The sequence below is a fragment of the Delftia acidovorans SPH-1 genome (assembly GCF_000018665.1).
GTDB classification, from domain to species: domain Bacteria; phylum Pseudomonadota; class Gammaproteobacteria; order Burkholderiales; family Burkholderiaceae_C; genus Comamonas; species Comamonas acidovorans.
Window position 1 is genome coordinate 6,314,471 of the sequence record NC_010002.1, and the last position, 17,987, is coordinate 6,332,457.

Below are 17,987 nucleotides of genomic sequence, written 5' to 3' on the forward strand. Positions count from 1 at the left end.
GGAAAGTAAGCGAAGGCTGCCGCTCATGCAAAATGCGCGCTGGACCTGCCTTGCGGCAACCGCTTCCCTTTACCCACAGAACAACGCCCACCGCCTAATGCTGGACCGCATCACCGCCTCGCTGCCCTCGCTTGCTCCCGCCGAACAACGCGTGGCCCGCCTGGTGCTGGCCGATCCACGGGCCTTCGCACGGCAGCCGGTGCGCGAACTGGCCGAGCGCGCCCATGTCAGCAAGCCGACGGTGGTGCGCTTTTGCCGCAGCATGGGCTACGACGGCCTGGCCGATTTCAAGCTCAAGCTGGCCGGCAGCGTCAGCGAGGGCGTGCCCTTCATCCACCGCAGCGTGGACACCGACGACAAGACCAGCGACGTGATGGTCAAGGTGGTAGACAACGCCGTGGCTGCCTTCCTGCAATACCGCAATGCCGCCAGCACCACGGCCATAGAGCAGGCGGCGCAGGCCATCGCCTCGACCTGGCAGACGGGCCGGCGCATCGAGTTCTACGGCGCAGGCAATTCGGGCATCGTGGCGCAGGATGCACAGCACAAGTTCTTTCGCCTGGGCGTGACCAGCCTGGCCACCAGCGACGGCCACATGCAGGTGATGAGCGCCACCCTGCTGGGACCCGGCGACTGCGCGGTGATCATCTCCAACTCGGGCCGCACGCGCGACCTGATGGACGCCGCCGACATCGCGCGCAAGAACGGCGCCACCACGATTGCCATCACCGCCAGCGGCTCGCCCCTGGCCTCGGCCTGCCACATCCATCTGGCCGCCGACCATCCCGAGGGCTACGACCGCTACAGCCCCATGGTGTCGCGCCTGCTGCACCTGCTGGTCATCGACGTGCTGGCCACCTGCGTGGCGCTGCGCATCGGCCCGGCCCTGCAGCCTGCGCTGGAGCAGATGAAGAACAACCTGCGGGCCAAGCGCTACACGTAGCACCGGCCCCAGGCCCATCCTCCTCGCTCAGCCCTGCCAGCGCCTGAGCACCAGCGAGGCGTTGACGCCACCAAAGCCGAAACCGTTGACCAGGGCATGCTCCATGGCCCAGGGCCTTGCCGCGCCGGCGATCAGATCCAGCCCCTGGGCCAGGGGATCGGGCTCCACGAGATTGCGCGTGGCCGGCGCCATCTGGTCGCGCAGCGCCAGCACCGTGAAGATGGCCGCCACCGCGCCCGCCGCGCCCAGCAGATGACCCGTGGCCGACTTGGTGGAGCTGATCGCCACGCCGCTGCCCTCGCCAAACAGGGAGCGCATGGCCGCCAGCTCGCCCCGGTCGCCCACGGGCGTGGAGGTGGCGTGGGCATTGAGGTACTGCAGCTGATCCGGCGACAGCCCGGCCATGGCCAGCGCCTGTGCCATGCTGCGGCGCGCGCCGTCGCCATCTTCCGGCCCCGAGGTGATGTGATAGGCATCGGCGCTGGTGCCGTAGCCCACCACTTCGGCCAGCGGCACGGCGCCGCGCGCCAGGGCGTGGTCCAGCCCCTCCAGCACCAGGGCGCCCGCGCCCTCGCCCATGACAAAGCCGTCGCGGCCTGTGTCGAAGGGGCGCGAGGCCTCTTCGGGGCGGTCGTTGTATCCCGTGGAAAGGGCCTTGGCCGCCGCGAATGCGCCCAGGCTCACGCGGTCGATGGCAGCCTCGGCGCCGCCGCACAGCGCCACATCGGCCTCGCCCGAACGGATCATGCGCAGGCCGTCGCCCACCGCCTGAACGCTGGCCGCGCAGGCCGTGACGGGGGCGCCCAGCGGGCCCTTGAGCCCATGGCGTATCGACACATGCCCAGCCGCGAGATTGACCAGGAAAGACGGCACGGTGAATGGCGACAGGCGCGACACCCCCCGGCTGTCCGTGGTGCGCACGGCCTGGGCAATGGCGCCAAAGCCCCCGATGCCCGAGGCAATGATGCAGGCCGTGCGCGTGCGCTCCTGCTCGCTGGCAGGCTGCCAGCCGGCCTGGGCCAGGGCCTGGTCCGAAGCGTCCAGCGCCAGCGGAATGAAGCGGTCCATCTTGCGCTGGTCCTTGGGAGAGACCACGGCATCGATGTCCCAGCCGCCTTCCGGGTCCCGGGCCAGGTCGGGCACCTGGCCTGCCACCTGGCCCGGCACATCGGGCGCCAGATCCTCGGGCAGCCGGCTCAGGCCCGATGCGCCGGACAGCAGCCGGCGCCAGGCCAATTCAGTGCCGCGCCCCAGCGGCGAGATCATGCCCATGCCCGTGATGACCACGCGGCGAGGCAGGGGGGCAGCCGTATGGGACGTCTGGGACGTATGCGCCGTATGGGCCGTATTCATGAGCCGCTCCTGGCACACCGTGCGGAGGTCGGAGCGGGCCCAGGCAGCAGGCTGCGCAGAAGTGAACAGGCATTCATCGGTTCTTCCCTGTAGAGTGCACAGCCCCTGCAGAACATGGCGCACAGGCCATGGCAGGGGCTGATTTATGATGATAGCCGTCATCATAAACGTGTTTTGATAACGACCACAATCATTGGACAGCGCACATGAAAGTCACGAAAGCCCAGGCCGCGCAGAACCGGCAGGACATCCTCGAAGCCGCCGCGCGGCTGTACCGCGAGCACGGGCTGGACGGCGTCGGCGTGGCCGAGGTGACGCGCGGCGCGGGGCTCACGCACGGCGGGCTCTATCGCCACTTCGAATCCAAGGACGCGCTGGTGCGCGAGGCCTGCGCACGCGCCTTCGACTGGTCCATCGCGCCGCTGGACGGCCTGCAGGGTGAACAGGCCGGCAGTCTTGCCGCGCGCGTGCAGTCCTATCTGTCGCCACAGCACCGCGACAGCCCCGGCGAGGGCTGCCCCGCTGCGGCGCTGGCCGTGGACGTGGCCCGGGCAGGCGGCGATCTTTCAGCGGTGTTCGCCGAAGGGGTGGAACGCAACATCGGCAGATTTGCGCGCGTGATAGGCACACTTGGCGACGATCAGGCACCCGATGCCACACAGCGCGCCCAGGCCATGGCCATGCTCAGCAGCATGGTGGGCGCCCTGGTCCTGGCACGCGCCACGGTCGCGGCCAATCCAGCCTTGTCCGACGAGATTCTGAAAACGGTGCAGGCCCACCTTCTTGCGCCCGAGAGCCAGGCCCGTTGACCCGCTCCGCCTGCGCTATACGTCCTGCGAATGCAGCGGCATGGCCTGCTCGATCAGGCTGGCGTGCAGGGCAGCGCCCAGCGGCAGCACTTCGTCGTTGAAGTCATACCGGCTGCTGTGCAGCGGCACCCCGGGCTGGGCGCCCGTGGATTGCCCCAGGCGCAGGTAGGCACCGGGCTTGTGCTGCAGCATGAACGAAAAGTCCTCGGCCCCCATGCTGGGCTCCAGCTGCCGGTCCAGGTTCTCCACCCCCACCAGCGACTGGGCCACATCGGCAGCAAAGGCGGCCTCCGTGGGGGAGTTGATGGTGGCGGGATAGATGCGCTCGTAGTTGACCTTGGCCGTGGCACCCAGCCCCAGCGCCACCGCGCTGCACAACTCCTGCAGGCGCTGCTCGACACGGTCCTGCACGGCGGGATCGAAGGTCCGCACGGTTCCCACCAGCGTTGCCGTGCCCGGCATCACGCTGAAGGCGCCCAGGTCCCCGGCCTGCACGGCGCACAGGCTGATGACGGCACTGTCGATGGCGCGCACATTGCGCGAGACGATGCTCTGCACGGCCGTGGTGATGTGCGCGGCCGCCAGCACCACGTCCACCGTCTGGTAGGGATGCGCACCATGGCCGCCGCGCCCCGTGATCTCGATGGTGATGCGGTCGGCAGCCGCCATCATCGCGCCCATGTTGATGCCCACCGTGCCCGCACGCATGGCGGGCCAGTTGTGCATGGCGTACACGGCCTGCATCGGAAAGCGGTCGAAAAGGCCATCGGCAATCATGGCCCGCGCGCCGCCGCGCCCTTCCTCGGCAGGCTGAAAGACCAGCACGGCCGAGCCATCGAAGCGCCGCGTCGCGGCCAGGTAGCGGGCGGCGCCCACCAGCATGGTCGTATGGCCGTCATGCCCGCAGCCGTGCATCAGACCCTGCTTGCCGGACTTCCAGGGAAATTCGTTGTGCTCGACCATGGGCAGTGCGTCCATGTCGGCACGCAGGCCCACCATGGCGCCCGAACTGTGGCCCTGCCCGCGGATCACGGCCACCAGGCCCGTGGTGCCCAGGCCTTCATGGATCTCGTCCACACCGCACTGGCGCAAGGCCTCCTTGACGCGCGCCGCCGTGAAGCGCTCCTCGAATCCCAGCTCCGGATGCGCATGCAGCTCGCGGCGCAGCGCCGTCAGCTCCGGGTGGTACTGGGCGATCTGGGCAAAGGCCCGACCGCCTGCCTTGTATCGAGTGGCTTCCATAGCCTTGGTTCTTTCGCTTCGTTGGCCTGCGCATTACCTTAACGCAGGAAATCGCACCCGCCCACCGTCAGCCCATCGACAGGAAACAAAAAGGCCTCCCGAAGGAGGCCATTCGTTGCGCAGATGCCGCGTGCTCAGAAGCGATGGCGCAGGCCGACGGTGAAACCCGTGCGCTTGGTGGCGCCATTGGCGTCCAGCATCACGCCCGAGCCGCCGCTGGTCTTGGTGTGGTCCAGGGCCACATAGGCATCGGTACGCTTGGAGAAGGCGTAGTCGACCACCGCCACCAGGAAGTCCGCCTTGCCATTGAAATTGCCCGTGCCCGAGCCCGACTGCTTGGCATGGTAGTAATGCGCGCCCACATTGATCTGGGGCGTGATCTGGTAGCCGAAGCCCATCTTGTACATCTGGCGCTTGTTGGCGTCGCCAGCCACGAAGCCGCCGTTGGACGAGCCCGTCCAGAAGGAATTGAGGATGGCCTGGTCGAATCCACCGCCTGCGGTTGCCGCCGGGAATGCGTCCTTGCGCTTGTTCAGGCCGTAGCCCAGGTTGACGTACCAGGGACCCACACGGTACGAGCCGCCCAGGGTATAGGCATCGACCTTGGTGCCGGCCGGCAGCGTGGTGCCCAGGTAGCCGGCGCCTGCGGAGATGCCGCTTTGCGAGTAGCGCAGATAGCCGCCGGCCGTCTTGATGGCGCCACCAGGGCTCACGCCGGTGCCGACCTTGTCGAAGGTGTTGTTCTAGTCGAACGAATACTGCAGGGCGCCGCGCACGGGGCCGAACTCGGCCAGGTACTTGACCATGTTGCTGGCGCGCGCGCCCATGGACATGCCGATTTCAGGCTTGTAGGCCTCCATGTACGGCGAATATGGGAAGGAGGCATAGGTGGAGGTCACCAGGTCGAACAGCATGTTGTACTGGCGGCCCAGGGTGACCTGGCCGAAGCTGCTGCTGCGAATACCGACCCAGGATTGCTGGAAGTAGCTGGCCGCAGCCTGCTCGCCGGTGTCGGTGAGGAAACGGGCTTCCAGGTTGGCAATCGCTGCCAGACCGCCACCCAGGTCCTCCGTGATGTTGATGCCCCAGCGGCTCTGCGACATGCCGCCGCCAATCATCTGGGTCTTGCCGCTCTTGGTCGGGCCTTCATTGGTGGTGTGGCGCACAGCGGCATCGACGATGCCGTACAGCTGCACGCTGCTTTGCTGGGCGAATGCTGCCAAGGGTGCCGTTGCTGCCAACACCGCCAGTGCCACGCTCTTTTTCACGAATGAAGAATTCATTGTGTTGTCTCTCTCTTGTTAACGATTGGTTGGTGGAAATTTCATTCTAGAAACGCTTTTCCCGCCTCGTCACCGTTGGCACAAGCACAACACAGGTCTTTCCCTAGCACAAAACAAAAGAGCCAGTCCGAAGACTGGCTCTTTTTTGCTTCAAATGGCAACTGGCTTACGCCAGCCGTTCATTAGAAAGCGTGGCGAATGCCGACTTGCACGCCAGTCTGGCTTTCGCCAGCTTGCACGCCACCAGCGTACACGCCCTTAGCTTGCAGGCCCAGGGTCGACAGATCCTTGTTCTTCAGGAACGCCAGGTTGCCGTACAGAGCGGTGCGCTTGGACAGGTTGTGGACGTAGCCCAGAGTGATCTGGTGAGCCTTGGAGTCGATGGCCTTTTGGTCGTACAGAGCGTATTGCAGCTTGACTTCGCCCACGCCGCCGACGGGAGCCGAAGCGCCCAGCATGTAGGAGTTGGTCTTGATGTCGCCGCCGATGTCACGCTTGAACTTGGTCTGTTGCAGCAGGCCGGTCAGCTTGGCAACGCCGAAGTTGTACGAAGCACCCAGGGTGATTTCGTCACGGTCGGTAGCCAGGCCGCCAACGGCAGTCTTTTGCTGGGCCAGGCCCAGGCTGGCGCTCAGGGGGCCGTTGTCGTATGCAACGTAACCGCCGATGTAACGGCCGACGCTGTCAGCAGTACCGATGGTTTGCTTTTCGTCGAAAGCGTAGCCAAAGCCGGCGTTGAAACCGCCGAAGTTGGGGGTGTAGTACGAGATCAGGTTGTTAGCGCGGATGCCGTTGTCGTCGGCGCCTTGGCCAGCTGCCCAGTTACGGAAGCCCATGAATTGGCCGATACCGGTGGCGCTGAACAGGTCGTAGGAGGTCAGCTTTTGGAAGGTCGGGACTAGGTCACGGCCCAGGCGCACTTCACCGAAGTTGCCCGACAGGCTCACGGTGGAACGACGCTTGAAGTTGAAGCCGCTGGCGTTGCCATCGTCACCGAAGATTTCGCCTTCCAGCCAGAAGCCAGCCTTCAGACCACCACCCAGGTCTTCCGTGCCGCGCAGGCCCAGACGGCTCGTGGAAGCGCCGCTGGTGCCCAGGCCGTAACGGCTGTCGCCAGCTGCGTCCTTGTTCACGTAGGCAACGTTGGTGTCCACGATACCGAACAGGGTCACGGAGGATTGAGCCATTGCGGCGCCGGAAGCAGCCAGCACTGCCAGGGCAATCAGAGATTTTTTCATTACGAGTTACTCCAAGGTTTAGAAGGGCGCCGGTCGTGAGGAAGAGAGGCTTGGCCTGAGGCTCCACCGGTTTCCCGCGCCAACCTCCTGGTGGGGAAGTTAGGGCCTATTGCACCAGACCACCGCTGCCCATGCAAAGAAATTCACCCACAAACGGGCATTACCCCCCGTTTTTCGTTGCACTGCCGCAACAAACCTGCAAGCCAACACAATCAGGCCCAACCCGAACATCGCGCCGGCCTTGTTGCGCTTGCACAAAGAGAGGGCATGGCGTCCTGGTGTACCGTTCAGACCCTGAATTTGCCAAGATTTCCGCTCTAGGGACCGCCCATGGACAAGATACTGACTGCCGCCGATGCGGCGCTTCGCACCCTGTTTGCACAGCCTTCCGCCGCCGAACGCTCCCCGGCCGCCGGCATCGCGGAGGGAGAGCTGACCGAGGCACAGCGCCGCCTGTCGGGCGCCTTGATGCGCGTCAATCATGTCGGAGAGGTCTGCGCCCAGGCGCTGTACAACGCCCAGGCCATGGTGACGCGCGACATGGTGCTGCGCGAGCACCTGCTGGAGGCAGCGCGCGAGGAGACCGACCACCTGGCATGGACCCGCGACCGGCTCAACGCCCTGGGCGACCGGCCCAGCCTGCTGAACCCGCTGTGGTTCGCCGGGGCATTCGCCATTGGCGTGGTGGCCGCCAAGATCAGCGACGCGGCCAGCCTGGGGTTTGTGGTGGAGACGGAGGAACAGGTGTCCGCCCATCTGGAAAGCCATCTGGGCCTGTTGCCCGAGGAAGACCGCGCCTCGCTGGCCGTGGTGGCCCGCATGAAGGATGACGAGGAACGCCATGCCGCCGCTGCGCGCGAAGCCGGCGCCCTGCAATTGCCGCCCCCCGCCCGCGCCTTGATGCGCCTGGCAGCCAAGGTGATGACGACAACCGCCCACCGCATCTGAACCTTCAGAAACAACTGAAGCGGCACTCCACCCAAAAAAGCGGGCCTTGCCCGCTTTCTTCATTTCACGAGGGCCGCGCCGAGGTGCCAGCCCGGCCATCGGCTGACATCAGGCCTCGACGATGTCGAATCCCGTGGTGATCTCGGCCGTCTTGCCCAGCATGATGGTGGCCGAGCAGTATTTGTCATGGCTCATGGCGATGGCACGTTCCACCGCACCCGTGGGCAGGCCCGTGCCGCTGACGGTGAACTGCATGTGGATCTTGGTGAACACCTTGGGGTCCGCGTCTGCGCGCTCCGAGGTGAGCTTGACGCTGCAGCCTTTGACGGCATGCCTGCCGCGCTTGAGGATCAGCACCACGTCATAGGCCGTGCAGCCACCGGCGCCGGCCAGCAGCATCTCCATGGGGCGGGGTGCCTGGTTCTGCCCTCCGTTGGCGGGGTTGGCCGCATCCGGCGCCCCATCCATATTGACCACGTGGCCGCTGCCCGTTTCCGCCACGAAGCCCATGCCCGAGCGCATGCCGGTCGTGCCGCCTGTCCAACTCACTGTGCATTCCATTGTTGCGTCCTCAAAAAACTGTTGCTATTTTGCATCAACTACACAAAAACCCTGATTTTGTTGCAACGCAGCACCTGTCGTGCATACAATGCACCCAAGCGTTATCTGAAGGGTTAACCCGGACACCCCTCCAGATGGACTGCAGATTGTGAACCAACTTCGCTCTGCATCGCACCAGTTGTCTCCTCCACCTCCTCTATTGGTGGATTCAGCCCCCGGCTTTACAGCCTGGGGCTTTTTTTTTGGTTTCGTCGCTCCCAGCCTGTGCAGGACGCTGCACTGCAGCATGATTCACAAGCGCCTATGATGGCCGCCTGACACCGACGGGCCGCCTCCCGGCCTGCTGCTCTCCAGCCTTTCGCCGACGATGAACCACCCCCTGACCCCTGCCGACTACCTGACCAAGATCCTTACCGCGCGCGTCTATGACGTGGCCGTGGAGTCGGACCTGGAGCCCGCCAAGGCGCTGAGCCGCCGCCTGCACAACAAGGTGCTGCTCAAGCGCGAGGACCAGCAGCCGGTATTCAGCTTCAAACTGCGCGGCGCCTATAACAAGATGGCGCACCTGTCGGCCGAGCAGTTGGAAAAGGGCGTGATCTGCGCCTCGGCCGGCAACCATGCGCAAGGCGTGGCCCTGGGCGCACGCAAGCTCGGCTGCCGCGCCGTGATCGTGATGCCGACCACCACGCCCCAGGTCAAGATCGATGCGGTGCAGGCGCTGGGCGGCGAGGTGGAACTGGCCGGCGAAAGCTATTCCGACGCCTACAAGCACGCCGTCAAGCTGCAAAAGGAAAAGGGCCTGACCTTTGTGCACCCCTTCGACGATCCCTACGTGATCGCCGGCCAGGGCACGATTGCCATGGAAATGCTGAGCCAGCTGCAAAAGCTGGGCAGCCCGCGCCTGGACGCGGTCTTTGTCGCCATCGGCGGCGGCGGCCTGATCTCGGGCGTGGCCAACTACATCAAGGCCGTGCGCCCCGACGTGAAGGTGATCGGCGTGCACACCAAGGATTCGGACGCCATGCTGCAGTCCGTGCGCGCCGGCCACCGCGTGGAGCTGGCCGACGTGGGCCTGTTCGCCGACGGCACGGCCGTCAAGCTGGTGGGCGAGGAAACCTTCCGCATCGCCCAGGGCCTGGTGGACGACTACGTGGTGGTCGATACCGACGCCGTCTGCGCCGCGATCAAGGACATCTTCGTGGACACGCGCTCCATCGTCGAGCCGTCCGGCGCCCTGGCCGTGGCGGCCATCAAGCAGTACGTTGCCAAGCACAAGACCAAGGGCGAGACCTATGCCGCCATCCTGTGCGGCGCCAACATGAACTTCGACCGGCTGCGCTTCGTGGCCGAGCGGGCCGAGGTGGGCGAGGAGCGCGAGGCCCTGTTCGCCGTGACCATCCCCGAGGAGCGCGGCAGCTTCAAGCGCTTTTGCGAAGCGGTGGGCAAGCTGCCCGGCGGCCCGCGCAACGTGACCGAATTCAACTACCGCATCAGCAACGAGAACAAGGCCCATGTCTTCGTGGGCCTGACCACGGCGGCACGCGGCGAGTCCGAGAAGATCGCCAGGAACTTCGAGAAGCAGGGCTTCGAGGCGCTGGACCTGACCTTCGACGACATGGCCAAGGAGCATCTGCGCCACATGGTCGGTGGCCATTCGCCGCTGGCGCAGGAAGAGCGCCTGCTGCGCTTCGTCTTCCCCGAGCGCCCCGGCGCATTGTTCAAGTTCCTCAGCCTGATGGCGCCGACCTGGAACATCTCGCTGTTCCACTACCGCAACCAGGGCGCCGACTACGGCCGCATCCTGGTCGGCATGCAGGTGCCCGCCAAGGATGGCAAGAAATTCGACGCCTTCCTGAGCAATCTTGGCTACCCCTGGGTCGAGGAAACCGCCAACCCGGCCTACCAGCTTTTCCTCAAGTGACGGTCCTGGCGGGCCGGCACTGACACGCCCATGCAGCCGCTTCGCCACTTTGTCCTGGCCGTCCAGTTCTTCAGCCGCATCCCGGTCACGGGGCGGCTGGCCGCCTGGGCTGGCTGGAGCCCCCAGCTGCAGCACGCCAGCGTTGCCCATCTGCCGGGTGTCGGCTGGCTGGTGGGTGCATGGGGCGCAGCGTGCCTGACGGCAACGGGCTGGCTGCTGGCGCCCAGCCCCTGGATGCCGCTGGTTGCCGCCGTTCTTTCCACCGTGGCCACGCTGTGGCTGACCGGGGGACTGCACGAAGACGGATTGGCCGATGTGGCCGACGGCCTGGGCGGCTTTGTCCCGCCCGAGCGCGCGCTGGAAATCATGAAGGATTCGCGCCTGGGAGCCTACGGCGCCATGGCCCTGGTGATGGCGCTGCTGGCCAAGCTATCCCTGGTCGCGCTGCTGGTCGACGTCCGCGTGCAATGGGCGGCCTTGCTGCTGTGCAGCATCCATGTGCTGTCGCGCATGGCGCCGCTGGCCCTCATGCAATGCCTTCCCTATGTGGGCCAGGCCGCCCACTCCAAGGCCTTGCACGCCGCGGGTCGGCCATTGGCTGCCAGGGGCCTGGTCGCGGCAATCCTCTGGTGCCTGCCCGCCCTGGCGCTGACAGGCTGGCTGGCGGGCCTGCCGCTCGTCATCGGCCTGGTTCTGCCCGGCGCCCTGGCCACGGCCGCCATGGTGCGCTGGCTGCGCCGCCGGCTGGGCGGCATGACGGGAGATTGCCTGGGCGCTGCCCAGCAGGTCTGTGAACTGGCCATGCTGCTGGGGGCTGCCGCCGTACTGGTGCGCGTGCAATGAACTCCATCTGCGCCAACCCGGCGCCACGCCTTTGGCTGGTACGCCATGCCCGCCCGCTGGTGGCGCCCGGCATCTGCTATGGCCGACTCGACATGCAAGCCGACGCCCAGTCCACGGCCGATGCGGCGCAGGCCCTGCATCTCGCCCTGCCTGCGGATTGCCTGCTGGCGCATTCGCCACTGCGCCGATGCCGTCAATTGGCACAGGCCCTGCAGGCACTGCGGCCCGGCCTGGCATCGGCGATGGACAGCCGCTTGCTGGAGATGGATTTCGGCGAGTGGGAAGGCCAGCCCTGGGATGCGCTGGACCGCAGCGCCATCGATGCCTGGGCGGCAGACCTTGCCGGGCACGCGCCGGGTCGGGGAGAGTCCCTGGCGACCATGCTGCGCAGGGTGGATGAGGCCTTGCAGCAGGCGAGCAGGGGTTCGGTGGGCGATGGCGCCGCACGCGACACCGTCTGGATCACCCATGCCGGCGTGGCGCGCTGCGTGCAATGGCTGATGCGCGAAGGCAGTGCCCTGCCCCAGGCGGGCCAATGGACGCTGCCCGCGCCTGACTTTGGCGGCTGGCTGGTGCTGGACCTGCCGTTGCCGCGTTGACCGGGATCAGCGCTTGTCGGGCAGGGGAATCTGCAGCGTGATGGAAGCCGGGCCATCGACCCTGGGACCCAGGCGCGCCTCGCGGCCCGACACCGACTGCAGCACCACGCCGTCTTCCACGGCGCGCCCCACGCGGAAGGGCTTGGCCGGCTGGTTGCCCACGGCGATGACCGCCGCGCCGCCGCCGCTGTCACGCCCGGCCAGCACACCGACCAGCGCATAGCGCGAGACCACAGGCGCTGCAGCGGGGGCGACGGCGCCCTGCGCGGCTGCCACGCCTCCCAGCGCCTGCGCCAGCGCGGGCGCATCGACCTGCAAGGGCTCGGCGGGCGCGGGTGGCACGGGCGCTCCCGCGCCGCCGTTGCCCAGGCGCATGGCCCAGAAAGCCACGACGCCGGCAGCCAGCAGCCAGAGCACGAATGTGGCCGCCTTGACATGCCAGGTCCCGGCCTGGCCGCGGTTCAATGAAAGTGTCACCATCGCGCGATTATGATGGAGCGATATGTCCAATTTGCTGCACCGTTCCATGACCAGCCTTCCCCGCCGTCCGTTGCCTGCCCTGCGCACTGCCGTCCAGCGCGGCTTCACGCTGATCGAGCTGATGGTGGTCCTGGTCATCATCGGCGTGCTGGCGGCCCTGATCGTGCCCAATGTGCTGGACCGCGCCGACGATGCCCGCGTCACGGCTGCACGCACCGACATCACCAACATCTCCCAGGCGCTCAAGCTCTATCGGCTGGACAACCAGCGCTACCCCACGGCCGAGCAGGGCCTGCAGGCCCTGATCGTCCGCCCCACGAGCGGGCCGCTGCCCAACAACTGGAAGCCCTACCTGGAAAAGCTGCCCAACGATCCCTGGGGCCGCCCCTACCAGTACCTGAATCCTGGCATCAAGGGCCCCATCGACATCATGTCCTTTGGCGCCGACGGCCAGGCCGGCGGAGAGGGCAAGGATGCCGACATCGGCAGCTGGCAATAAGTCGATGGCCCGGGTGACGGCCCGCAGGGGCCGCGCCGCACCGCACCACAGGCCCGCACTCCCGGCGGGCCTGCCTGCTCTCATGCCCCGCCAGACCGCTCCCCTCCCCCTGTCCCCCCCTTCGCGCGGCTTCACCCTGCTGGAGCTGATGGTCGTCATCAGCATCATGGCGATTGCCGCCGCAGGCGTGAGCCTGTCGCTGCGCGACAGCGGACAGGCGCAGCTGGAGCGCGAGGCCGAACGCCTGGCCGCGCTGCTGGAGTCGGCCCGCGCCCAGGCCCGTGCCAACGGCGTACCCGTTCGCTGGCGGCCCATGCCGCAGGGCTTTCGCTTCGAGGGCCTGCCGGCCAGCGCGCAATTGCCTTCCCAATGGCTGCAGCCCGGTGTGCAGGCGCAGCCGGCCACGCCGCTGGTGCTGGGCCCCGAGCCGCTGATTCCACCCCAGTCCGTCACGCTGACGCTGCGCGACTCCACCAGCCCGCCGCTGCGCGTGGCCACGGATGGACTGCGGCCCTTTGCCGTGCAGTCCCTGCCATGACAGCCCTCCACGGACCGCGCCGAAAGCACGGCGCCCCCAGGCGCCCGGCACGCGGCTTCACGCTGATCGAGGTGCTGGTGGCCCTGGGCATCGTGGGCATTGCGCTCATGGCCGGTCTGCAGGCCACATCGGCCCTGACACTCAATGCCGAGCGCCAGTCCGAGGTGCTGCAGGCCCAGCTGTGCGCGCAAAACGAGCTGGTGCGCATGCGCCTGTCGCGCCAGATGCCGCCTGTGGGCGACAACAGCCTGACCTGCGAGCAGGGCGGCCGGCAACTGCAGGTCCGGCTCAGCGTGCGGCCCACGCCCAATCCCAGCTTCCGCCGTGTCGATGCCCTGGTGGTCACGGCAGAGCACCCCGTGCTGCGCGTATCCACCATCGTGGGACGCTTCTGAATGCGCTTGCGCCACCCCTCCCGCACGCACGGCTTCACCCTGGTGGAGCTGATGGTGGCCATCGCCGTCATGGCCCTGCTGGCCCTGGTGAGCTGGCGCGGACTGGACAGCATGGTGCGCTCGCAGGAGAGCATTCGTGCCCGCAACGAGCAGCAGATGGTGCTGCAGACCGTCATCGCCCAATGGAATGCCGACCTCGAAGCGCTGATGCCGCTTGAAAACACGCAGGTCATCGACTGGGACGGCCAGGTGCTGCGCATGACCCGCAAGAGCAGCGCCGCCGTGGACGACGGCGCCGTGGTCGTCGCCTGGGCGCGCCGCCAGACGGCAGGGCGCGACCAGTGGCTGCGCTGGCAGTCGCCGCCGCTGCGCACGCGCGCACAGTGGCGCGATGCCTGGAACCAGGGATCGCAATGGGGGCGCAACCCCTCGGACGACCAGCGCCGGCGCGAAACCGTGCTGATGCCCCTGGACCAATGGCGCCTGTACTACTACCGCGACAACGCCTGGAGCAATCCGCAGTCCAGCGGCTCGGACAACGGCACGGGCACGGTCAACCCGCCGTCCGGCGGCACCAACAGCAGCGCGCAGCTGCCCACGATTCCCGACGGCATCCGCGTCGAACTGACCCTGCCGCCCGACAGCGCCATTCCTGGCCGCGTCACCATGGACTGGGTCAACCCCTTGCGCTCCAACAGCCGATCATGATGCGCACACCCCGCCTCCTGCCCGGCCGCCGCCTCCACCGTGGCGTGGCCCTGCTGGCCGCCATGCTCACGGTGACCCTGGTGGCAACGTTCGCCGCCACCGCGCTGTGGCAGCAGTGGCGCAGCGTGGAGGTCGAGACCGCCGAGCGCAACCGCATGCAGGCCGCCTGGATCCTGCTGGGTGCGCTGGACTGGTCGCGCGTGGTGCTGGCCGAGGATGCGCGCACCAGCCTGCAGGTGGACCATCTGGCCGAACCCTGGGCCGTGCCGCTGCAGGAGGCGCGCCTGTCCACGTTTCTTGCGGCGCAGAACAATGTCAGCCAGGTCGATGACGGCATGGCCGACATGCAGGACGCCTTTCTCTCGGGCCAGATCATCGACCTGCAGTCGCGCCTGAACCTGCGCAACCTGCTGAGCGCCCCCGACAAGCCCGAAACCCTGCGCCCGCTGTCCCGCCTGCTGGAGCGCCTGAACCTGCCCCCTGCCTATGCCACGCAGATCGTCCAGGCCCTGCGCGCAGCCGCCACCCCTGGCGAGGGCGCGCAGTTCCTGATGCCGCGCACGCTGCGCCAGTTCGGCTGGCTGGGCCTGCCGCCCGAGGTCGTCGCGCGCCTGGAGCCCTACATCACCCTGCTGCCCGAGAACACGCCCGTCAACCTCAACACCGCCAGCGCCGAAGTCATCTGGGCCAGCGTGGAGGACCTGACCTGGTCCCAGGCCAGCCAGCTGGTGCAGCTGCGCGCATCGCGCCCGCTGCGCAGCCTGGCCGATGCCTCCAACGCGCTGGGCCTGCCGCAGAAATTCGAAGGACAGAACCTGTCGGTGGCCACCAGCTTCTTCGAGGCGCGTGGCCGCATGCGCCTGGGCGAGATCGTGGCCAGCGAACGCTCCATGTTGCGTCGCAACAACATGACAGTCACTACCATCTGGCGTGAGAGGGGGGACTGGGGATTGCCCGAAGCTCCCGCGCCATGACAGATGGCTGTCACACTCGCCCCCTACAATGCCCGCTTCCGCCCATGAGCACCTTGATTCTTCATCTGCCTGCGGGCCCCGCTGGCGAATACGCCTACGCACTCAGCAGTGACGGCCTGCGCGCCGACCGGCATGGCCACGCCGCCGCAGGCCTGCTGCCCGATCCTGGCCGCACCGGCCAGACGGTTGCCGTGGTGCCGCACCAGGCCTTGTCCTGGCATCTGGTCAGCCTCCCCCATGGCGTGCCTACGGGTAGCCGGCGCGGACATGTGCGCCTGCGCGCCGTGCTCGACGGGCTGCTGGAAGAGCGCCTGCTCGACGAGCCCTCCCAATTGCACCTGGCCCTGCAGCCGCAGGCACGCGCAGGCGAGCCCTGCTGGGTTGCCGCCTGCAACAAGGCTTGGCTCCATGCCCACCTGCAGGCCCTGGAATCCGCAGGGCGGCCCGTGGGCCGCATCGTGCCGGAATGTCCGCCCCAGGCCACGCCCCAGCTCTGGGCCGTGGGCTCACCCGAATCGGCCTGGCTGCTGGCCACCGGCCTGAGCACCGCCGCGCAGGGCATGGACTCGCTGGCCTGCCTGCCGCTGCGCACCGACAGTGCCGACCCGGCCATGCTGGCCGCCCTGCTTCAGGCCCTGCCCCCCGACACCCCGATCCAGGCCGACCCGGCGCTGGCCCGCGCCGCCGAGGCCCTGCAGCGCCCCGTCAGCCTGCTGACGGACGCCCAGCGCGGCCTGGCGGCCCGCGCACAAAGCTGGGATCTGGCCCAGTTCGACCTGGATCTGGGCGGCGGCAGCCGCACACGGCGGCGCATGCTCGACGGCTGGCAAAGCTTTTTGCGCGCGCCGCAATGGAAGGCCGCGCGCTGGGGCGCCGTGCTCGCCCTGCTGGCCCAGGTAGTGGGCATCAATGCCTGGGCCTGGACCGAGAACCGCGCCATTGCGGCCAAGCAGGTCCAGGTGCGCTCCACGCTGGCCACCAGCTTTCCCCGCGTGCCCGTCATCGTCGACGCGCCCGTTCAAATGCAGCGCGAAGTCGCCACGCTGCGCCAGACCGCCGGCGCGCTGACTCAGGGCGACCTGGAGCCCCTGCTGGCCGCCGCATCCCGGGCCCTGCCCGCTGGACAGTTGCCCCAGGCCATGGACTATCAGGACCGGCAGCTGCGCCTCAAGGGCGTCTCGCTGGAGGCCGAGGCACTGGAGCAGGCACAACAACACCTGGCCGGCAGCGGCCTGCGACTGCAGCGCGACGGCGCCGACCTGCTGCTTGCCCAGGAGGCCCGGCCATGAACATGCGCACATCCCGCCAAAGCCTGGCACCCCTGCGCGCGCGCTGGAATGCCCTGGCGCCGCGTGAACAGAACATGACCCTGCTGGCCGGCGGCGTGGTGGCACTGGCCCTGCTGTGGTGGGTGGCCCTGGCCCCCGCCCTGCACAGCCTGCGCACCGCGCCCGAACGCCATGCCCAGGCCGACCGCCAGTTGCGCCAGATGCAGCTGCTGCAGGCCGAGGCCGAGCAGCTGCGCGGCAACGCACGCCCCGTGGTCGGCGATGCCAAGGCGCTGCTGCAAAGCTCGCTGTCCGCCGAACTGGGCGCCTCCGCCCAATTGAACTGGATGGGCGACCGCGCACAGATCACGCTCAAGGCCGCGCCCGCCGCCGCGCTGGCACGCTGGCTGGCCCAGGTCCGCAGCAACACCCATGCCGTTCCGGCCGAGATGAAGCTGGCCCGCAGCGCATCTGCAAGCACTGCCGCCGCCTCCGGCGCAGCAGGCGCTGCCGATGCCGTGCGCTGGGACGGCAGCCTGGCGCTGGACCTGCCCGTCGATCCGTCGCGGGCGCCTTGAGCATGCAACGCAAGCCCCGCACCCAGCCGGCCCTGCGCGCACCGCGCGGCTGGGCGCTGGCCGGTGCCCTGTGCGGCCTGGTGGCCACCACCGTCGTCTGGGCGCCCGCCGCCTGGCTGGCGCGCGGCGTGGATTCGGCCACGCAGGGCCAGGTGCTGCTGCAGCAGCCGCGCGGCACGCTGTGGAATGGCTCGGCCTCCCTGGTCTTCACCGGAGGCGCCGGCAGCCGCGACCGCACGGCCCTGCCCACACGGCTGGAATGGACGCTGCGCCCCCGCCTGGACGGCGCCCGCATACAACTGCGCAGCGAATGCTGCACACCCACGCCCGTGGTGCTGGACCTGCTGCCCCGCTGGCAGGGCCTGAGCGCCGTGGTGCATGACAGCGACACGCGCTGGCCCGCCTCCCTGCTGTCCGGTCTGGGCACGCCCTGGAACACGGTGGACCTGCAAGGCCAGCTGCGGTTGGCCACGCAGGCCCTGCAACTGCAGCTGCTGTGGCAATCGGGCCGCTGGCGCAGCGAAGGCAGCACGCGCCTGGAGGCGCTGGCCGTATCCTCACGCCTGTCACCGCTGCGCCCGCTGGGCAGCTACCGGCTGGACATCCTCGGGGGCGACAGTCCGCAGCTGCAGCTCAGTACCCTGACCGGCGACCTGCGCCTGAGCGGCCAGGGCCAATGGGTGGGCCAGCGGCTGCATTTCCAGGGCGAGGCCTCGGCCAGCCCGGAGCGCGAAACCGCGCTGTCCAACCTGCTCAACATTCTGGGACGGCGCCAGGGGCCCCGGTCCATCATTTCCTTTGGTTGAT

The 17,987-nt window shown here is 67.9% G+C and carries 19 protein-coding genes and 1 pseudogene; 14 read left to right on the plus strand and 6 right to left on the minus strand.

The genetic code is table 11. From position 1 onward, the window contains the following. Positions 1 to 97 precede the first annotated feature (97 nt). Positions 98 to 943 (plus strand): MurR/RpiR family transcriptional regulator, encoded by an 846-nt coding sequence (locus tag DACI_RS28700; RefSeq protein ID WP_016448717.1) that lies wholly within the window; start codon positions 98 to 100, stop codon positions 941 to 943. 27 nt (positions 944 to 970) lie between these two features. Here DACI_RS28700 and fabF read toward each other — a convergent pair whose 3' ends face one another. Further along, complete coding sequence (gene fabF / locus DACI_RS28705; RefSeq protein ID WP_050771871.1) at positions 971 to 2,296, minus strand: beta-ketoacyl-ACP synthase II; 1,326 nt, start codon at positions 2,294 to 2,296, stop codon at positions 971 to 973. Between the two features lie 206 nt (positions 2,297 to 2,502). Here fabF and DACI_RS28710 point away from each other — a divergent pair, with 206 nt between their 5' ends. Then, the gene (locus DACI_RS28710; protein WP_012207475.1) at positions 2,503 to 3,105 is read left to right on the plus strand and encodes a TetR/AcrR family transcriptional regulator; all 603 of its coding nucleotides are present in this window, start codon (positions 2,503 to 2,505) and stop codon (positions 3,103 to 3,105) included. A gap of 15 nt (positions 3,106 to 3,120) precedes the next feature. Here DACI_RS28710 and DACI_RS28715 read toward each other — a convergent pair whose 3' ends face one another. The 3 genes and pseudogenes from DACI_RS28715 to DACI_RS28725 form a co-directional block, all read right to left on the minus strand. Beyond that, positions 3,121 to 4,347: a M20 aminoacylase family protein gene (locus tag DACI_RS28715; RefSeq protein ID WP_012207476.1), complete on the minus strand. Its 1,227-nt coding sequence runs from the start codon at positions 4,345 to 4,347 to the stop codon at positions 3,121 to 3,123. 134 nt (positions 4,348 to 4,481) lie between these two features. Beyond that, a pseudogene (locus tag DACI_RS28720) lies at positions 4,482 to 5,630 on the minus strand (porin). A gap of 182 nt (positions 5,631 to 5,812) precedes the next feature. Further along, entirely contained in the window at positions 5,813 to 6,868 is a 1,056-nt protein-coding gene (locus DACI_RS28725) for a porin (RefSeq protein ID WP_012207479.1), read from the minus strand. A gap of 330 nt (positions 6,869 to 7,198) precedes the next feature. Here DACI_RS28725 and coq7 point away from each other — a divergent pair, with 330 nt between their 5' ends. Further along, positions 7,199 to 7,816 (plus strand): 2-polyprenyl-3-methyl-6-methoxy-1,4-benzoquinone monooxygenase, encoded by a 618-nt coding sequence (coq7, locus tag DACI_RS28730; protein ID WP_012207480.1) that lies wholly within the window; start codon positions 7,199 to 7,201, stop codon positions 7,814 to 7,816. 108 nt (positions 7,817 to 7,924) lie between these two features. Here the strand turns inward: coq7 and DACI_RS28735 are convergent, their stop codons facing one another. Next, positions 7,925 to 8,377 (minus strand): OsmC family protein, encoded by a 453-nt coding sequence (locus DACI_RS28735; RefSeq protein ID WP_012207481.1) that lies wholly within the window; start codon positions 8,375 to 8,377, stop codon positions 7,925 to 7,927. 367 nt (positions 8,378 to 8,744) lie between these two features. Here DACI_RS28735 and ilvA point away from each other — a divergent pair, with 367 nt between their 5' ends. The 3 genes from ilvA to DACI_RS28750 are packed head-to-tail and all read left to right on the plus strand — an operon-like array spanning position 8,745 to position 11,740. Next, a complete protein-coding gene (gene ilvA, locus DACI_RS28740) occupies positions 8,745 to 10,298 on the plus strand; it encodes a threonine ammonia-lyase, biosynthetic (RefSeq protein ID WP_012207482.1) in 1,554 nt (517 codons plus the stop codon). A gap of 30 nt (positions 10,299 to 10,328) precedes the next feature. Then, a complete protein-coding gene (locus DACI_RS28745) occupies positions 10,329 to 11,141 on the plus strand; it encodes an adenosylcobinamide-GDP ribazoletransferase (RefSeq protein ID WP_012207483.1) in 813 nt (270 codons plus the stop codon). Next, a complete protein-coding gene (locus tag DACI_RS28750) occupies positions 11,138 to 11,740 on the plus strand; it encodes a histidine phosphatase family protein (RefSeq protein ID WP_012207484.1) in 603 nt (200 codons plus the stop codon). The genes DACI_RS28745 and DACI_RS28750 overlap by 4 nt, the downstream gene beginning before the upstream one ends. Before the next feature lie 6 nt (positions 11,741 to 11,746). Here the strand turns inward: DACI_RS28750 and DACI_RS28755 are convergent, their stop codons facing one another. After that, entirely contained in the window at positions 11,747 to 12,220 is a 474-nt protein-coding gene (locus DACI_RS28755; protein ID WP_012207485.1) for a type II secretion system protein N, read from the minus strand. Between the two features lie 22 nt (positions 12,221 to 12,242). Between DACI_RS28755 and gspG the strand changes: the two genes are divergently transcribed. From gspG to gspN, 8 genes are all read left to right on the plus strand, one after another. Continuing rightward, positions 12,243 to 12,719, plus strand: a complete 477-nt coding sequence (gene gspG / locus DACI_RS28760) for a type II secretion system major pseudopilin GspG (RefSeq protein WP_012207486.1) — start codon at positions 12,243 to 12,245, stop codon at positions 12,717 to 12,719. 82 nt (positions 12,720 to 12,801) lie between these two features. After that, positions 12,802 to 13,257: a GspH/FimT family pseudopilin gene (locus tag DACI_RS28765; RefSeq protein WP_043782901.1), complete on the plus strand. Its 456-nt coding sequence runs from the start codon at positions 12,802 to 12,804 to the stop codon at positions 13,255 to 13,257. Continuing rightward, entirely contained in the window at positions 13,254 to 13,652 is a 399-nt protein-coding gene (gene gspI / locus DACI_RS28770) for a type II secretion system minor pseudopilin GspI (RefSeq protein WP_043782903.1), read from the plus strand. The genes DACI_RS28765 and gspI overlap by 4 nt, the downstream gene beginning before the upstream one ends. Then, positions 13,653 to 14,360 (plus strand): prepilin-type N-terminal cleavage/methylation domain-containing protein, encoded by a 708-nt coding sequence (locus DACI_RS28775; RefSeq protein WP_043782905.1) that lies wholly within the window; start codon positions 13,653 to 13,655, stop codon positions 14,358 to 14,360. Next, on the plus strand, positions 14,357 to 15,334 hold the full coding sequence (gspK, locus tag DACI_RS28780) for a type II secretion system minor pseudopilin GspK (protein WP_012207490.1): 978 nt from the start codon (positions 14,357 to 14,359) through the stop codon (positions 15,332 to 15,334). Before DACI_RS28775 ends, gspK begins: the two co-directional genes overlap by 4 nt. A 44-nt stretch (positions 15,335 to 15,378) precedes the next feature. Continuing rightward, positions 15,379 to 16,623 carry a type II secretion system protein GspL gene (gene gspL / locus DACI_RS28785; protein ID WP_043782907.1) on the plus strand — a complete coding sequence of 415 codons (1,245 nt, stop codon included), beginning with the start codon at positions 15,379 to 15,381 and terminating at the stop codon, positions 16,621 to 16,623. Continuing rightward, entirely contained in the window at positions 16,620 to 17,180 is a 561-nt protein-coding gene (gspM, locus tag DACI_RS28790; protein WP_012207492.1) for a type II secretion system protein GspM, read from the plus strand. The genes gspL and gspM overlap by 4 nt, the downstream gene beginning before the upstream one ends. Before the next feature lie 2 nt (positions 17,181 to 17,182). Continuing rightward, a complete protein-coding gene (gene gspN / locus DACI_RS28795; protein WP_012207493.1) occupies positions 17,183 to 17,986 on the plus strand; it encodes a type II secretion system protein N in 804 nt (267 codons plus the stop codon). Position 17,987 lies beyond the last annotated feature (1 nt).

Coding starts and splice junctions, on each gene's coding strand:
- DACI_RS28750 (WP_012207484.1), top strand. CDS start 11,138: ATGAACTCCATCTGCGCCAACCCGGCGCCACGCCTTTGGCTGGTACGC.
- DACI_RS28755 (WP_012207485.1), bottom strand. CDS start 12,220: ATGGTGACACTTTCATTGAACCGCGGCCAGGCCGGGACCTGGCATGTC.
- DACI_RS28715 (WP_012207476.1), bottom strand. CDS start 4,347: ATGGAAGCCACTCGATACAAGGCAGGCGGTCGGGCCTTTGCCCAGATC.
- coq7 (WP_012207480.1), top strand. CDS start 7,199: ATGGACAAGATACTGACTGCCGCCGATGCGGCGCTTCGCACCCTGTTT.
- gspM (WP_012207492.1), top strand. CDS start 16,620: ATGAACATGCGCACATCCCGCCAAAGCCTGGCACCCCTGCGCGCGCGC.
- gspN (WP_012207493.1), top strand. CDS start 17,183: ATGCAACGCAAGCCCCGCACCCAGCCGGCCCTGCGCGCACCGCGCGGC.
- ilvA (WP_012207482.1), top strand. CDS start 8,745: ATGAACCACCCCCTGACCCCTGCCGACTACCTGACCAAGATCCTTACC.
- gspK (WP_012207490.1), top strand. CDS start 14,357: ATGATGCGCACACCCCGCCTCCTGCCCGGCCGCCGCCTCCACCGTGGC.
- DACI_RS28710 (WP_012207475.1), top strand. CDS start 2,503: ATGAAAGTCACGAAAGCCCAGGCCGCGCAGAACCGGCAGGACATCCTC.
- DACI_RS28735 (WP_012207481.1), bottom strand. CDS start 8,377: ATGGAATGCACAGTGAGTTGGACAGGCGGCACGACCGGCATGCGCTCG.
- DACI_RS28745 (WP_012207483.1), top strand. CDS start 10,329: ATGCAGCCGCTTCGCCACTTTGTCCTGGCCGTCCAGTTCTTCAGCCGC.
- DACI_RS28725 (WP_012207479.1), bottom strand. CDS start 6,868: ATGAAAAAATCTCTGATTGCCCTGGCAGTGCTGGCTGCTTCCGGCGCC.
- gspL (WP_043782907.1), top strand. CDS start 15,379: ATGAGCACCTTGATTCTTCATCTGCCTGCGGGCCCCGCTGGCGAATAC.
- gspI (WP_043782903.1), top strand. CDS start 13,254: ATGACAGCCCTCCACGGACCGCGCCGAAAGCACGGCGCCCCCAGGCGC.
- DACI_RS28700 (WP_016448717.1), top strand. CDS start 98: ATGCTGGACCGCATCACCGCCTCGCTGCCCTCGCTTGCTCCCGCCGAA.
- DACI_RS28775 (WP_043782905.1), top strand. CDS start 13,653: ATGCGCTTGCGCCACCCCTCCCGCACGCACGGCTTCACCCTGGTGGAG.
- fabF (WP_050771871.1), bottom strand. CDS start 2,296: ATGAATACGGCCCATACGGCGCATACGTCCCAGACGTCCCATACGGCT.
- DACI_RS28765 (WP_043782901.1), top strand. CDS start 12,802: ATGCCCCGCCAGACCGCTCCCCTCCCCCTGTCCCCCCCTTCGCGCGGC.
- gspG (WP_012207486.1), top strand. CDS start 12,243: ATGTCCAATTTGCTGCACCGTTCCATGACCAGCCTTCCCCGCCGTCCG.